15 protein-coding genes and 1 riboswitch are annotated in these 13,238 nt (G+C 38.9%); of the genes, 5 read left to right on the forward strand and 10 right to left on the reverse strand.

What is annotated here, in order from left to right; all coding sequences use genetic code 11:
• Positions 1-281 precede the first annotated feature (281 nt).
• A riboswitch (FMN riboswitch) is annotated at positions 282-421 on the reverse strand.
• Between the two features lie 297 nt (positions 422-718).
• Positions 719-1,102, reverse strand: coding sequence for a VOC family protein (locus O0550_RS10135; RefSeq protein ID WP_068793356.1), 384 nt, complete (start codon positions 1,100-1,102; stop codon positions 719-721).
• A gap of 327 nt (positions 1,103-1,429) precedes the next feature.
• Here O0550_RS10135 and O0550_RS10140 point away from each other — a divergent pair, with 327 nt between their 5' ends.
• The 5 genes from O0550_RS10140 to nadE all read left to right on the forward strand — a co-directional run bounded on the left by O0550_RS10140 (position 1,430) and on the right by nadE (position 6,000).
• The gene (locus tag O0550_RS10140; RefSeq protein WP_258426216.1) at positions 1,430-2,206 is read left to right on the forward strand and encodes an NUDIX hydrolase; all 777 of its coding nucleotides are present in this window, start codon (positions 1,430-1,432) and stop codon (positions 2,204-2,206) included.
• 75 nt (positions 2,207-2,281) lie between these two features.
• Positions 2,282-2,836 carry a cysteine hydrolase family protein gene (locus O0550_RS10145; RefSeq protein WP_258426217.1) on the forward strand — a complete coding sequence of 185 codons (555 nt, stop codon included), beginning with the start codon at positions 2,282-2,284 and terminating at the stop codon, positions 2,834-2,836.
• Positions 2,837-2,889: 53 nt separating this feature from the next.
• Positions 2,890-4,524, forward strand: coding sequence for a nicotinate phosphoribosyltransferase (locus O0550_RS10150; protein WP_258426218.1), 1,635 nt, complete (start codon positions 2,890-2,892; stop codon positions 4,522-4,524).
• 14 nt (positions 4,525-4,538) lie between these two features.
• Positions 4,539-5,177 (forward strand): nicotinate (nicotinamide) nucleotide adenylyltransferase, encoded by a 639-nt coding sequence (nadD, locus tag O0550_RS10155; RefSeq protein ID WP_003342037.1) that lies wholly within the window; start codon positions 4,539-4,541, stop codon positions 5,175-5,177.
• Between the two features lies 1 nt (position 5,178).
• On the forward strand, positions 5,179-6,000 hold the full coding sequence (nadE, locus tag O0550_RS10160) for an NAD(+) synthase (protein ID WP_258426220.1): 822 nt from the start codon (positions 5,179-5,181) through the stop codon (positions 5,998-6,000).
• Between the two features lie 152 nt (positions 6,001-6,152).
• Here the strand turns inward: nadE and O0550_RS10165 are convergent, their stop codons facing one another.
• From O0550_RS10165 to O0550_RS10200, 9 genes are all read right to left on the reverse strand, one after another.
• Complete coding sequence (locus O0550_RS10165) at positions 6,153-7,049, reverse strand: macrolide 2'-phosphotransferase (RefSeq protein ID WP_258426316.1); 897 nt, start codon at positions 7,047-7,049, stop codon at positions 6,153-6,155.
• 660 nt (positions 7,050-7,709) lie between these two features.
• A complete protein-coding gene (locus tag O0550_RS10170) occupies positions 7,710-8,099 on the reverse strand; it encodes a DUF6941 family protein (protein WP_181748533.1) in 390 nt (129 codons plus the stop codon).
• Between the two features lie 26 nt (positions 8,100-8,125).
• Positions 8,126-8,542, reverse strand: coding sequence for a hypothetical protein (locus tag O0550_RS10175; RefSeq protein ID WP_258426221.1), 417 nt, complete (start codon positions 8,540-8,542; stop codon positions 8,126-8,128).
• Positions 8,539-9,072: a MauE/DoxX family redox-associated membrane protein gene (locus O0550_RS10180; RefSeq protein WP_309304376.1), complete on the reverse strand. Its 534-nt coding sequence runs from the start codon at positions 9,070-9,072 to the stop codon at positions 8,539-8,541. The genes O0550_RS10175 and O0550_RS10180 overlap by 4 nt, the downstream gene beginning before the upstream one ends.
• A complete protein-coding gene (locus tag O0550_RS10185; RefSeq protein WP_258426224.1) occupies positions 9,069-9,503 on the reverse strand; it encodes a peroxiredoxin family protein in 435 nt (144 codons plus the stop codon). Before O0550_RS10185 ends, O0550_RS10180 begins: the two co-directional genes overlap by 4 nt.
• 4 nt (positions 9,504-9,507) lie before the next feature.
• Entirely contained in the window at positions 9,508-11,289 is a 1,782-nt protein-coding gene (locus O0550_RS10190) for an ATP-binding cassette domain-containing protein (RefSeq protein ID WP_258426225.1), read from the reverse strand.
• Between the two features lie 71 nt (positions 11,290-11,360).
• On the reverse strand, positions 11,361-11,846 hold the full coding sequence (locus O0550_RS10195) for a hypothetical protein (protein ID WP_258426226.1): 486 nt from the start codon (positions 11,844-11,846) through the stop codon (positions 11,361-11,363).
• Between the two features lie 88 nt (positions 11,847-11,934).
• Positions 11,935-12,096: a laterosporulin family class IId bacteriocin gene (locus O0550_RS24655; protein WP_138976957.1), complete on the reverse strand. Its 162-nt coding sequence runs from the start codon at positions 12,094-12,096 to the stop codon at positions 11,935-11,937.
• Between the two features lie 245 nt (positions 12,097-12,341).
• Positions 12,342-13,019, reverse strand: a complete 678-nt coding sequence (locus tag O0550_RS10200; RefSeq protein WP_258426227.1) for a helix-turn-helix transcriptional regulator — start codon at positions 13,017-13,019, stop codon at positions 12,342-12,344.
• Between the last annotated feature and the right edge of the window lie 219 nt (positions 13,020-13,238).

Below are 13,238 nucleotides of genomic sequence, written 5' to 3' on the forward strand. Positions count from 1 at the left end.
CTTGCTTTTACTCTTGCAAACGCACCTTGGTTACTTTCATAACCTATTTTTTTACAATAAAAAAATGCCCTTTTCATTAAAAGGGCATAGAGAAATACAGCCTACCGTCGGATTTTTCAAAAAACAGATACATAAAGTGTTACACCACCGCAAATAGATCATGCCTTGACTGACATATTTTGAATATATCTAAATAAACCGTCTTCTCATTTATGAAAAAACAGTCTGCGATGGCCACCACAATTTAAGTCATGTATCCTCATTGAAAAATGTGATAAGCCTTGTACCTTCTCCCATCCGGACTATACCGTCGGCCTTGGATTTTCACCAAGTCAGTCGCAAAAACGGTTTGCGAGTCGCGGGCTCAGACATAATCGTCATTACCGCCGGTCGGGAATTTCACCCTGCCCTGAAGGTGGTTATGCAATTGCCTGTAGTATAGCACAAGTATCCATACATGGGAACGGCTACTTTTCTGACTTCTTGTCAATCGCTTTGTATTTTGTTGGATAATAAGCTACAGCTTGGTCTTCCTAGTAACGGAAAAAATTTTGTGTTTACACTAGAAACCTACGTCCTACTATCCTGATTGTCACTGCTTGTCCAACGTCTAATGCCGACATCCTCATCATGGAGAATACGTTCATTATGTTGAAAAGGAGCATTAGTAATGTCTGTCTGCTAATCTTCCAAGCCGCTTTTCCTTCATGATTGTGTATCATCCCTGAAAAAGTTGGATAAGATTACCGCATGTATCATGAAACACAGCAATTGATGTCCCTTCTATATCTACAGGCTTACTCTTAAAGACTACACCCAGTTTTAGCAGTCTTTCATACTCTTTGTGAATATCGTCAACAGCAAACGTCATTAACGGAATGCCTGCCTCAAACATTTCTTTTTGAAATGTTTTCGCAGCGGGATGCCCCAGTGGTTCCAAAAGCAATTCAATATCTTCCGGGCCTTCCGGCGAAACAACCGTTATCCATTTAAAATCTCCTACTGGAAAGTCGCTTTTTTTCACAAAGCCTAAAACCTCTGTATAAAATGAAAGAGCTCTATCCTGATCGTTGACAAATATACTTGTTAGTTTAATTTTCATTGAAATTCCCTTTCCTCTAAGATAAATTCAAGCTGAACACAGAGAATATACCAAAATGGAACGAATTTGTGCATTTATCCATCTATATTATTGATCAAACTTTCACTTCCATTCCAACTCCTTAAAAAGACCGATTGCCCTTTCCGCTTCCCTAATTTTTGCACAAATATTTAGATATAGCGTTAGCTACATATATAATTAAATACAGCTCCTTTTCCATAGCAAAGAATGTATGTAAAAAGTCCTGAATTTAATATAGTCGTATTGACAATATAAAAATAACTATATAAAATAACCTCAAGAACACGTAGAAAGGAGCTTCACACTTTGCAAATTCCTCCAAAGGAAAAGCCAGTCTATCGATCTCCTGATGGCTTACCTACCGACATTTGTATATTTACGATTACATCGGAGCCTAGAAAAGATACCAAGCACAAATCCCTTCCCGATCGTAAGCTAAAAATATTGCTGATTCAGCGTGATCCACAAAGCGATCGCTTTCCAGGGTATTGGGCTTTTCCTGGTGGTTTTCTCAATGAACACGAAACACTTGATCAATGTGCTGAACGTGAGCTGCGTGAGGAAACACACATCTTAAATGAGAAGGTACATATTAAGCAGCTAAGAGCCTACTATACTCCAGGCCGTGATCCGGGTGGATGGATTCCAACCGTTGCCTATTATGCCCTTGTTAATGAGCAGGCATTGACTGGATTTAAGGCTGATGACGATGCTGTAGATGCGCGTTTGTTCACGGTTGAGGAAGCAATGTCCATGAATTTGGCGTTTGATCACAACGAAATCTTAAAGGATGCTCTGCAAAAAATCCAAGAGATTATGGTTCAAACTAATATTGCGAAAGAATTTCTACCCGAAGAGTTTACCTTATCTGAGCTGCTTCAGGTCATTGAGACGGTCGTACCTGATTTTAAAGTAGATCGCTCTAACTTTAGCAGACGCTTGGTGTCTACCATAAATAGAAAAGGGATTATTGAAGAAGTCAGAGATGCGGAAGGTTCTTCTAAATACTCGAATAAATACTCACAAAATCCAGCCAAATTATATAAATTTACTGACTACGTGCCATTTGTGAGCATCTATTAATCCTTCTTTTTTTACTCATTTATATAGTCATATTAACTATGTTAAATCAAACATTTAAAATGGAGGTATATATTTATGAGTCAAAAAGCTATCCTGATCATCGATTACACGAATGATTTCGTTGCAACCAATGGCGCTTTGACATGCGGAGAGCCTGCCCAAAAAATCGAACAGCGGATTGTTCATCTTACCAATCACTTTCTTCAAAATGGTGAATTTGTGGTAATGGCTGTAGATGCACACAAAGAAATTGATCCATTTCATCCTGAATCGAAGCTCTATCCGCCCCACAATATTATCGGAAGTGAAGGACGCCAATTATATGGCGAACTACATAGCCTCTATAAACAAAAGGAAGCGTCCATTTATTGGATGGATAAAACAAGATACAGTGCATTTGAAGGAACTGACTTAGCACTACAACTGCATACGCGCGGTATTCGCCAAATTCATCTTGTCGGCACATGCACGGATATATGTATTCTCCATACGGCCGTATCTGCTTGGTATCTTGGCTTCGAGGTGATTATTCATGAGGATGCAGTTGCAAGTTTCAACCCTGTAGGACACGATTGGGCATTACAGCATTTTAAAAACCAAATGGGAATACAGGTTGTTAATGATTATTGACTAATTATGTATGCTTTTCACTCAAAAAGATATAACGAGGGGACTCGCCGAAAATGACAAAAACAATCTTTGATATTGTTGATCCGAAAATATATCGCTATATTCATATGTGCCTCTTCTGTAAACAACCTGCTTTTAGAATGACGTCTGAAGAAACTCCCTGCCCTCTTTGCGGAAAACAAGAATTAGAAATCCTTCCCTTTTATGATCCCTCCAGAGATTACGGTCTTGATGTGGATGAATATGCGATTACGATGATGTATGCCTTATACAAAAAAAATCTACACCGCACGATAGTTGTCTTTGATGATTTTTATCGTAAAGCTCCTTTTGTTAAGCCAAGCAGTGATTTTACTGGTGAGCTAGGGGGATACGTTGCTTTTGGGGGACTCGACCAGTTAATTGATATTGTAGAGAATTTATACTTTAATGAAAGTGACATTGAATATCTGCGGTCCAAGGGCATGTATGAGGAAGCTTTCCTGTCAGAACTTCGCTCACTACGTTTTACCGGGAGCTTGCAAGCAATGAAAGAAGGTCAAATCGTCTTTCCAAACACTCCTTACATACGAATGATTGCCCCTATCATGGAGTGTATCTGGATCGAAGCACAATTGCTTAATACAGTGAACAGTGAATCCCTGCTCATGACAAAAGCGTCTCGAATTGTGACAGCAGCAGATGGGCAAAGTGTAATTGAAATGGGAAAAAGACGTGCTCAGGGACGTGACGCATCCGTACAGGGAGCTAGATCAGCCTATATCGCAGGATTTGACTACACCTCTAATCTGAAAGCTGGGAAAAAATATGGTGTTCCTACTACAGGTACACATGCTCATTTATTTGTTCAATTTTTCCCAAATGAACTAGATGCCTTTCTCGCCTTTGCTGAGGTTTTTCCCGCTAAAAGTATTCTTCTTGTCGATACCTTTGATGTTTTAGGTTCAGGTATTCCCAATGCCATTAAAGTGGCTAAACGGATGGAGGAACATGGTCAGAAGCTTACTGGCATTCGTTTAGATAGTGGCGATTTAGCCTTCTTATCTAAACGAGCTCGAAAAATGCTAGATCACGCAGGGTTTCCCTATGTAAAAATTGCCGCATCCAGTGACCTAGATGAGCACACGATTACCTCTCTGAAGCATCAAGGAGCTAAAATTGATATTTGGGGCATTGGAACCAAATTTATCACTGCCTATGATACTCCTGCCCTAGGTGGTGTACACAAAATTGTTGCAAGAAGAACCGAAAAGGACTGGGTGGCTCTAATTAAAGTCTCTGAAAATATAGACAAGATTATTAATCCTGGTTGTAAAAAAACCTATCGGATATACGATCAGGATGGTATGGCAAAGGGGGATTATATTTGCCTTGAGCATGAGAATATTCAAGGCCTCAAGGAGATTCAACTGAAGCATCCAGTGAATCCATTAAAAATGAAGCGTGTAAGCCATTTTACAGCAGTCCAGCTATTAGTTCCTATCTTTGAAGAAGGAAAGCTGATTTATGATAAACCAGCTCTGGAAGAAATCAAGCAGTTCCATCAAGCCCAAAAGAATACATTCTGGGAGGAATATCTTCGCTTAGACAATCCAGAGGTATATCCCGTTACTTTATCTGATGAATTACGGGAGCTGAAAGATAAAATGATTAACGAAATACGCGAGCTTGCTCTCATAGAATCTTAAAGGAGGAACCCTTCATGCGATATGGTATTTACGGAAGTAGCTTTGATCCTATTACCTATTCACACCTTTTTACAGCTGCTGCTGTGGCAAAACGTAAACGTCTGGACAAAGTGTTTTTTATTCCCTGCTCTTCCTTGCGTAGAGATAAGATACTTCAGACTGAAGATCACCATCGCTTACATATGCTTCAGCTTGCCTTAGAAACGTGCAAAAACAAGAAAAATCGTTTTGGGGAACCTTTATTTGAAATCTCTACCGTTGAAATGAACGCGTTACCCGGTGAAACATATACCTTTGACACAATGAATCATTTCAAAAATCTGTATCCGCAAGATGAAATCTTTTTTATCATGGGAGCAGATCTTTTAGAGGGCATATCCGCCTGGGGGAATGCTGAAAAATTGGTGAAAAACAACAAGTTTATAGTTATGGCAAGAGAAGGCTATCATTCTGATGATTTAATCGCTAAGGACCCCTTATTACGCAATAATGATGAAAATTTCCTGACAATGTCAAAAGGAATCAGTATGGGAATTAGCTCTAGCTACATTCGCGGTGAGCTTCGCAATGATGGTGAAGCTAGTTTTCTCCTGCCTGAGGAGGTTTTGGATTACATCAAGGAACATCAATTATATGTGAGTGAGGTCCGTTGAGATGGCAAAACAAACAGAAATAATCAAAAAGCTCCATGTTCATGTAGATGCACAGCCCAAACGTGAATTTCGTGACAGGGTAGATTTTTTAAAGCAATACCTTCTTATATCTGGAGCTAATGGATACATTGTGGGAGTAAGCGGCGGAATTGACTCTACCTTAACAGGTATCATGGCCCGGGTTGCTTGCGATGAGCTGACGCATGCGACGGATAAACGATATCAATTCACGGCTGTTCGTCTTCCCTACGGAACTCAAATAGATGAAGCTGACGCCCAGAAGGCACTTCAATTCATCAAGCCAAATCAAAATATGCTGGTTAATATCAAGCCGGCCGTTGATACTTCTCTTGAACAGCTTAAACAATCAACGGGGATTGAACTGTCAGATTTTCACAAGGGTAATGCAAAGGCAAGAGAACGCATGAAGGTTCAATATGATATAGCCGGTCACTTAGGACTATTAGTTCTTGGGACTGATCAGGCAGTCGAGGCAACTACCGGATTTTTCACTAAATATGGAGATGGAGGCGCTGACGTTGTCCCCCTTTCCGGTCTGACCAAGGGGCAAGTAAGACAAATTCTGCAATATCTAGGAGCACCTGAAATTTTATATTTGAAAGTTCCTACAGCCGATCTTGAAGATGACCATCCTCAATTACCTGATGAAACCGCCCTTGGCTTTTCTTACGATGATTTAGATAACTATTTAACCCTGAAGCCCGTATCTGCTGAAATCGTGGAAAAAATCGAAGAAAAGTATGATAAAACCGAGCACAAGCGCCGCTTACCAGTAACTCCATTCGATGACTGGTGGAAGTAAAAAGTCCCCTCCAAGTAGAGTGTACCACCCTCCGTCAGGTGGGTGAGCTTTTTACACTGTCTACTTGAAGGGGATAATATCATGCTTTTTCGAAGGGGCAGCTTTTTCAATCCATACATGTTCAATCTGAGCCTGCTCTCCTTATCAAGGAATTATACACCCAGCACTTGTTTGGCCATCTGCTTGTACTCTTCTAGCCCTGATTTTTCGGCAAATTCAGCAATGGCAACAGGATAACTAGCAGCTAATTCAATAACATGATCAGTCATATTCGGCCAAACGTTTCCACCTGCTTGCTCATAGTGATAGATTAATCTTTGCAGAGCTTCTTCTCCAAAAGTCCGATAATGAGCCACAAAATCATGGGCAGGATCAGTTACCCTTGCCTCTGTCCAATCAATCAAGCCTGTTACTCGTGATGCTTCATCAACTAGGATATGTCCCGCATGCAGATCCCCATGAACGAGTACCGTTTCCGTGGGCCAAAGCGTATCATTTGCAAGCCAATTTTGCCAGCGATTCCAGAGATCATTACTTACTCCAAATGTCATTTTGATTTTATCCATCCTCGCTCTCATCGAGGCCCTTGCTTCTTCAGCAGTCTCCAGTTCTATCCCCGCCTCTCTGCAAGTGTTCGGATTAATCCGATGTAGGGAGGCGATTGCAAGGGCAAGCGTTTCATGAAAGACATCTGGTACATTTTTTTCGTTAATTTCCCAAATATATGCCTTTGCTTCTGGATCAATCGTTCCTGCTGGTACACCTTTTAACAACTGATAGGCAATCAGCTCTTCTGAGTAAATTCTCCAAATCGGTACTTGTACCGACACTCGCGATTCTATCAGGGTTAGAATCTGTCTCTCTTTTTTTGCCGAGGGTAGCACGTCTATTCGTCTTGGATACCGTAACACCCATTGTACTCCATTCAGATCGCGCGCCATAACAACCTGAAAATCTATTCCAGAATCATTTCTCTGTAACGAATCCTCTTTTAGTAGCAGTCCATGCTTTTTCGCATCCGCCAGAATTTGTTCGTCTGTTTTTATCATCATATGCTGCACGTCCTTTATTTTAGTATTTTTACACCCGAAACTGTGTCAAAACAAAATACACAGGCATTGCTACCTGTGCTTGAGTAACGGGAAAAGAACACCAAAAATAAGTCGGGTGCCATTTACGTTGTTCGTGTGAGACGGCGCGATACAAGAGAACATGTAAATAGTTGGTGCAAACCTACTCTTTACTAGCTATCAGGGTAGTAAAACAGCGTGCTTCTATCCCAAAATGATGATCTTACCAATACACGCGTCTCTTGGCTTACATAAATTTACGATACAAAAAAAGACAGACAGCGAATGTCCATCCCTTTTTTATATCGTTCTCATAGAGTTTTCTTATAAAAAGGCAGACTAATCCCGATTACTCTACACACAGGCAGAGCCTTTGATCACTATTAAATTAGTGGGACAAAGTAGTAAATCGGAATCTTATGTATGCCATGAGAAAACCCTCCGTTCAATAAATTTGTTTCAGAATACCATAAATCTTAAAAAAATACAATTTTTTCTTGCTTATACCGCTTTGTCAGCGCCTTTCACATTTAGTTGTCTTTTTGCAATTCCGAAAAGCCCTAATGAATAACGAAGCTTAGGTAGCTTCATAAAATGATCATTCACTATCTATTGCAATAAAAAGCAGGCTTCCTGTTCCTATGATGCTTGCTCCAGCCGTACATGGACTGGATGAGTTGTAATCACTTCTCCATCATAATATAGTTCTGCTTTATATGTTCCTTCCAAGCTAAGTACCGTAGACATTTTTAACGATGTTTCCATTTCAGAGGATTGCTCATTCTTGCGTTCATGATACATTGTGATGGGACTCGAAATCCCAACATCTTTTCCATTCCGATCTTTGATTTTCAATTGAAGCTCAAAGGTTGCCTGATCAGGTAATTCTTTCAGAGCGATAAACATCTGAAAAGTATACACGTAGGGCAATGCTGGAATCGTGATGTCATGAAGAATTTGCCCTATGTCGTGTTTTTTATGTTCCTTGCTAAATTCGATGTTATCTACTACTACCAATTGACTATGCATGAATGACAAACACCTCGCTTGTAATTTTAATACGTATGAAAGCGTACAATCGATATTTTCTTGAAAACCTCCTGGTAAGTAAGAAAAGCAGGAAAAGCTGAAATCCCTAAATCATCAGACACGATCCCCTGTTCATCAACCCGTAGCTTCGTATGTTCATTGATTTGGCGAGAAAACACCCTTGCTTTCCATTCAGGCGCCTTATAGATGATATAGATCTGATAATCAGGGAAGCGGTGGCTGATTTCCGCAAGATATTCAGCATTGCTAGGATCTGTATAAGATAGAAAGAGAAAAATACTCTTGTCATGCAGATCCGTAATCTCCTTACTGCCAGAAACATAGATTTGAAGATACCTTTTATAATAGAAGGCTTTGGTTATCTTCATCCCGATGATCAAAACAAGTATGATGCCCCCAACACTTAACAAGAAACCCATCATGGCACCAGCATCCTCATTTTCTTTCTCAGTTTAGATAAAATGGTCAATTCCTTGTAAATAGGTATGAAAAACGCAGCTACAATGAGACACGGCATGATCTGCTCAGGGGGATTTGGTATTGCCTCTAGCTGGTTAGCTATCCAAAAACCTCCGATCGCTCCAAGCAATAACAAGCAATTTCGCAGGATGGCAAGTTTTATGTTTGTCTTTTTGGTACTACCCCCAAAACAGCTACAGGCAAAGCTTTTTTTCTGCTTACTTGCTCGTATAAAAAGTCCGGTAAAAAAAATCATCAGCAAACCAGTTAGGATAAAAGCCGCATGTAAAAAAGCAAGCTGGGCAAAACAAATCGCTAAGACAAATTCCATAAGAATAACCAGAAAGGAGCTGAGCATCACATATTTTCTCGATATAACATCAAAGTGTACAATCGATTGTCTGAATTCAAACATTGAAAAGCACTTTGTAATAGCGGAAACAAAGAACATGAACGCAAAACCATACGGAAGTAAGAGCAGATATGACATCATTGGAGTGTTACACTTTCTAGAATTTTATGAAAATCTTCTGCCTTGTAGATATCTCCTTTGCTAGTAATCACACCCTTTGAATCAGTAAGAAGGAGGAACGGGTGGTAGCTAACCTTAAAGATTTCGTTCATTTCCTGATGTTTCAGTTGAATCACGGGGAAATTCCATTCAAAATAATCTGCCATTTCTGCGTGATCCTCGATTTCTCCATCTGAAAAAAGATAAAGCTGCATATCCTGACTCTGACTTATCGATCCAAGGTGGGGTAATAAATCGATACAATAGGAGCAAAAGACGGAGACGAAAACTAAAGCAGCCCCTTTAGGCAAAAATTTCAGCTCTAGTTGTGATGAATCCCAATTTGTGAAGTGAATGGGTGGAATGGTTGTACCTATTTCTAAACCGGTATCACGAACTAGTTTTTTTGACATGGTATTATGACCCCCTATTTTCGTAGACTAATTCTGAATTGTACCACTCGCTTTGGCGTTCCCAGGTTCGATAGTATTCACCCTTTGCATCCATTAATTGCTGGTGAGTTCCTTGCTCGATAATACTTCCTTGCCTCATATAATAGATGCGATCTACCTTTTTCCCGATTCCAATTCGATGAGAAATAATGAAGAGTGTCTTATCCTTCGCTAGCTCTAGGATATCGTCAAATACCTTCACTTCACTGTTTGGATCTAATGCTGAAGTGGGTTCATCTAAAACCATCAGATCCAGATTGCGATATAATAATCTAGCAAGTGCGATTCTTTGCCATTGACCACCGGATAGGTCTACCGAATCCTCATGAATGTCTCCAAGCTTGGTAGACAAACCGTTTTTTAACCGATAAAAATCTTGTATATTCAGATGTTCAAGCAAATGATACAGCTCCTGATCATCTTTCCTTTCATTTCCCAAGCAGATATTATCCTGAATCGATACCTTGTATTTCATAAAATCCTGAAAGATTGCCCCACAGCTTTTCCATAAACCTGCAACATCTAATTGCTTTTGCTCCACACCATCATAAAAAATCGTATTATCCGGTGCCTGATATAAGCCTAGCAATAGCTTGATCAGCGTAGATTTTCCTGCTGCATTATCCCCAATAATAGCAATCTTCTCCCCTTTTTTTATCGAGAGATTGATCTTATGAAGTGCGGGTTCCTCCCTATTCGGATAGGTGAAGGTTAAATCGATTACCTCTATCCCCTGCTTTAGCTGAAAATCTGTTATCGCTGCTTGGTTTTCCCTCTTGCTCGGAGTAATCAAATCTAATTTCTGATACTCATCTACATAGCGCAGGTTTTCTAATAGATTTTTGCACTGGAGAAATAAAGACAGGATATTTCGTTCAGCCAACGAGGCAGCCAAAGATATTGCAACGAAATCTCCGATAGTCATCCTCTTCTCTACCACAAGGAAGACCATCATCACCATAATCATTAATCTGCTGCATACCGTTAACAAATTACTTATAAATTCTGGTCTTACATTTAATTTCGTGATTTCTATATTCATGTTCATGATGTTTGTTTTTGCATCGAGCCATTTTTCTTTAAAAAAGGAGAAAGCCTGAAATAAGAGAAACTCTTTTTGTGCCTCTTTTCGAACTAGCAGATCGCGAAAATATGTAGATAGGTTATGGGCCCGCGCCATTTGTAAATTCATAGAAACCAGCGGATCGATAACCTTAAACACAAATACACTTTTTACAAGGGAAAACCCAATAATAATAGCACCGATAAGCCAATACCCACTTACCAGCACATAAATGGAAATTCCCCCCGTCAGTAATGCTTTTACACATTGTATTCCGGATTGAAAGGTAGCTTGTATTTTCATCAGTCCAAGCGACCATACCTGTATCTTTCCTAAAAAGCTGGGATGCTCACGCTCTAGCAATTGCATACCTGCTAGCTTGTCAAATAAGATTTGTTCCCTGTAAATTCCAAATTGTTCATCACATTTCGTATTATAGAATCGCAAGAAAAGTTCAAACGTCTCCTGAAGCAGTTCAAGGAACAGCATTATTCCAATTCCAAGTAGTGCAAGATAGATTTGTGAACTGACAAGATTATCGATTGTATATTTATTCGCAACAATAATAGCGTTTGATTGCAGAGCAAGAATAATACTCAAGGAGCAGACCAAAAGCATATAGGTTTTGTTAAAATTCCAGATGATTTTACATGCATACAGGAATAATTGTTGTCTGTGTCGCATCTTTTGAAAAAATCCCAAATGCTCTCGGTTGCTCGAGCTATGTACAGAACTCTTGCCATTTAGGCTCATTTTTACATATTCTCCAAGGAGTAATAGACATCCAGAAACGGTTCCATTCTCATCTCAAGTGACTCCACTTCATTGCGAAAACTACCGCAAGTGATAATTTGGCCTACACGATTCATAGCAATCATAGTGGGAACCAACTCTATAAATAATTTTTCCCCTATCTCTTTTAAATCCGTTAACTCGATCGGAATAGAGATTCCATACTCTTCCTTTATCTGCTCTTTATATTCCTCTGATCCATATAAGAAAATCAGATGATTAAACTTATTATATTTATCAGCGAATTCTTTTATCGCATCATATTTACAAAAATTGCATGTTTCACTCATGATGTAAATAACGGTTCCGCAAGCCTCTTTACGAACCCATGTAAAATCTATGGCCGGTCCATCCTTCATTACATTCATTTCTTCCGGAAAATAAGTCCCGATCTTTTCCAAAAAACGATTGGGGTTTTTGAGAAATTTTTTATGATTATCTGTTTCCATTCTTTTATCCTCTCCTTTACATAAAGGACCAGGAACACTCTATATGAATATAGAGTGTTCCTTTTCTTCCCTTATTAATGTGTAGAACCTAGCAGCTGCTACCCCACTCTGTTCTGCAATATACTTGAGTACCGTTCATGCAAATTGCATAAACATGTCTATACATTTTATTCTCCAAACCGTGACACTGGTAATCTGTATGCGTCCAACCTGAGATCGCATCTGGACATTGGCAAGCCATATTCTTCATCCTCCATTCAAATGTTTGAATTTTTTGAATTTAATTAATTTTGTTTTGTGGTACAGACTTCATACTCTATTCCATGGAAAAAGCGCACTAGAGATATAAAGACCTGCGAACCACTTCGAAAAATTACCAGTAATGAATACTGAGGTAAAACTATCAGGTGATTCAATGTGGTAACTTTTACACTTTTATTATATTATATCCAATTTCATTTAAAATCACCTTCAGGGGGGATTTTTCTACTGTAGTTATACAAATCTTCTAACTAAGTCCACTCTATTATTTACTCCAACCTTATTGTATATATTTTTTACATGGGTTCGAACCGTCTCTACCGATATAAAATGATGTTTCGAAATATCTTTAATTGAAATATTTTCAAGAAGACTATGGACAATCTCGCATTCTTTCTTGGTTAACTGAAAATCTTTACATTTTTTCTCCAGTTCCTGCTCTTTGTGAGAAGTACTTACATTGTTTAATCGCCATTCTACTGTTTTTATGATGTAGCAAAAAATATTCACTATGTAGGAGATATGCTCTTCTGATTGATAGTTTAGGCTAATATATCCCTTTTTTGTATTATTAATAAAGATCGGACTTCCAAGACTGATCCATCCTGGCAGTTCATTTGGAAACATTTCATTTCCATAGCAAATTGCGGGATTTCTTGTAGAACTTGCCTCTTGGATCGTTTCCATTGATAACGATATCATTTTCTTCTTAAAAGAGTCATCCAGCTCCTCATTCATCGTCTTTCCATCTGAGCACATGAAATCTATGCTGTTCGCATCCTTGTTGGTAACAATGAAGAAATGAGGATTATGAAAAAAAGGCTGAACAAAGTGAATTTCTTCTTTAAGATACGCTAGCAAATGGTTAATTGTCACTATCGGTATCTCTGTGTGCTGTTGCAACGATAACACCTCACTAATATTTATGTTTTAATAAAACCTAACATATATTGTAAATTAAAACAAAAATATATAACAGATGTCGACTGAAAATTATATTTTTTCAAAAATTAAACATTTTTATTACCCGCATAAAATTATATTTAAGTTATCAACTAAATGTAGGATATCCAGTCGTACAATTCCGCTACCCTTGCTATATATCATTACTTTCACGAATTCCTAAAAATA

The organism is Brevibacillus halotolerans, assembly GCF_026891775.1.
Classification (GTDB): Bacteria; Bacillota; Bacilli; order Brevibacillales; family Brevibacillaceae; genus Brevibacillus_B; species Brevibacillus_B halotolerans.

What these genes read in the sequence shown, in the direction of transcription:
- O0550_RS10180 (WP_309304376.1), bottom strand. Translation starts at nt 9,072, where the DNA reads ATGATGTCATATCTGCTCTTACTTCCGTATGGTTTTGCGTTCATGTTC.
- nadD (WP_003342037.1), top strand. Translation starts at nt 4,539, where the DNA reads ATGCGATATGGTATTTACGGAAGTAGCTTTGATCCTATTACCTATTCA.
- O0550_RS10185 (WP_258426224.1), bottom strand. Translation starts at nt 9,503, where the DNA reads ATGTCAAAAAAACTAGTTCGTGATACCGGTTTAGAAATAGGTACAACC.
- O0550_RS10190 (WP_258426225.1), bottom strand. Translation starts at nt 11,289, where the DNA reads ATGCGACACAGACAACAATTATTCCTGTATGCATGTAAAATCATCTGG.
- nadE (WP_258426220.1), top strand. Translation starts at nt 5,179, where the DNA reads ATGGCAAAACAAACAGAAATAATCAAAAAGCTCCATGTTCATGTAGAT.
- O0550_RS10150 (WP_258426218.1), top strand. Translation starts at nt 2,890, where the DNA reads ATGACAAAAACAATCTTTGATATTGTTGATCCGAAAATATATCGCTAT.
- O0550_RS10145 (WP_258426217.1), top strand. Translation starts at nt 2,282, where the DNA reads ATGAGTCAAAAAGCTATCCTGATCATCGATTACACGAATGATTTCGTT.
- O0550_RS10175 (WP_258426221.1), bottom strand. Translation starts at nt 8,542, where the DNA reads ATGATGGGTTTCTTGTTAAGTGTTGGGGGCATCATACTTGTTTTGATC.
- O0550_RS10165 (WP_258426316.1), bottom strand. Translation starts at nt 7,049, where the DNA reads ATGATAAAAACAGACGAACAAATTCTGGCGGATGCGAAAAAGCATGGA.
- O0550_RS24655 (WP_138976957.1), bottom strand. Translation starts at nt 12,096, where the DNA reads ATGAAGAATATGGCTTGCCAATGTCCAGATGCGATCTCAGGTTGGACG.
- O0550_RS10195 (WP_258426226.1), bottom strand. Translation starts at nt 11,846, where the DNA reads ATGGAAACAGATAATCATAAAAAATTTCTCAAAAACCCCAATCGTTTT.
- O0550_RS10170 (WP_181748533.1), bottom strand. Translation starts at nt 8,099, where the DNA reads ATGCATAGTCAATTGGTAGTAGTAGATAACATCGAATTTAGCAAGGAA.
- O0550_RS10135 (WP_068793356.1), bottom strand. Translation starts at nt 1,102, where the DNA reads ATGAAAATTAAACTAACAAGTATATTTGTCAACGATCAGGATAGAGCT.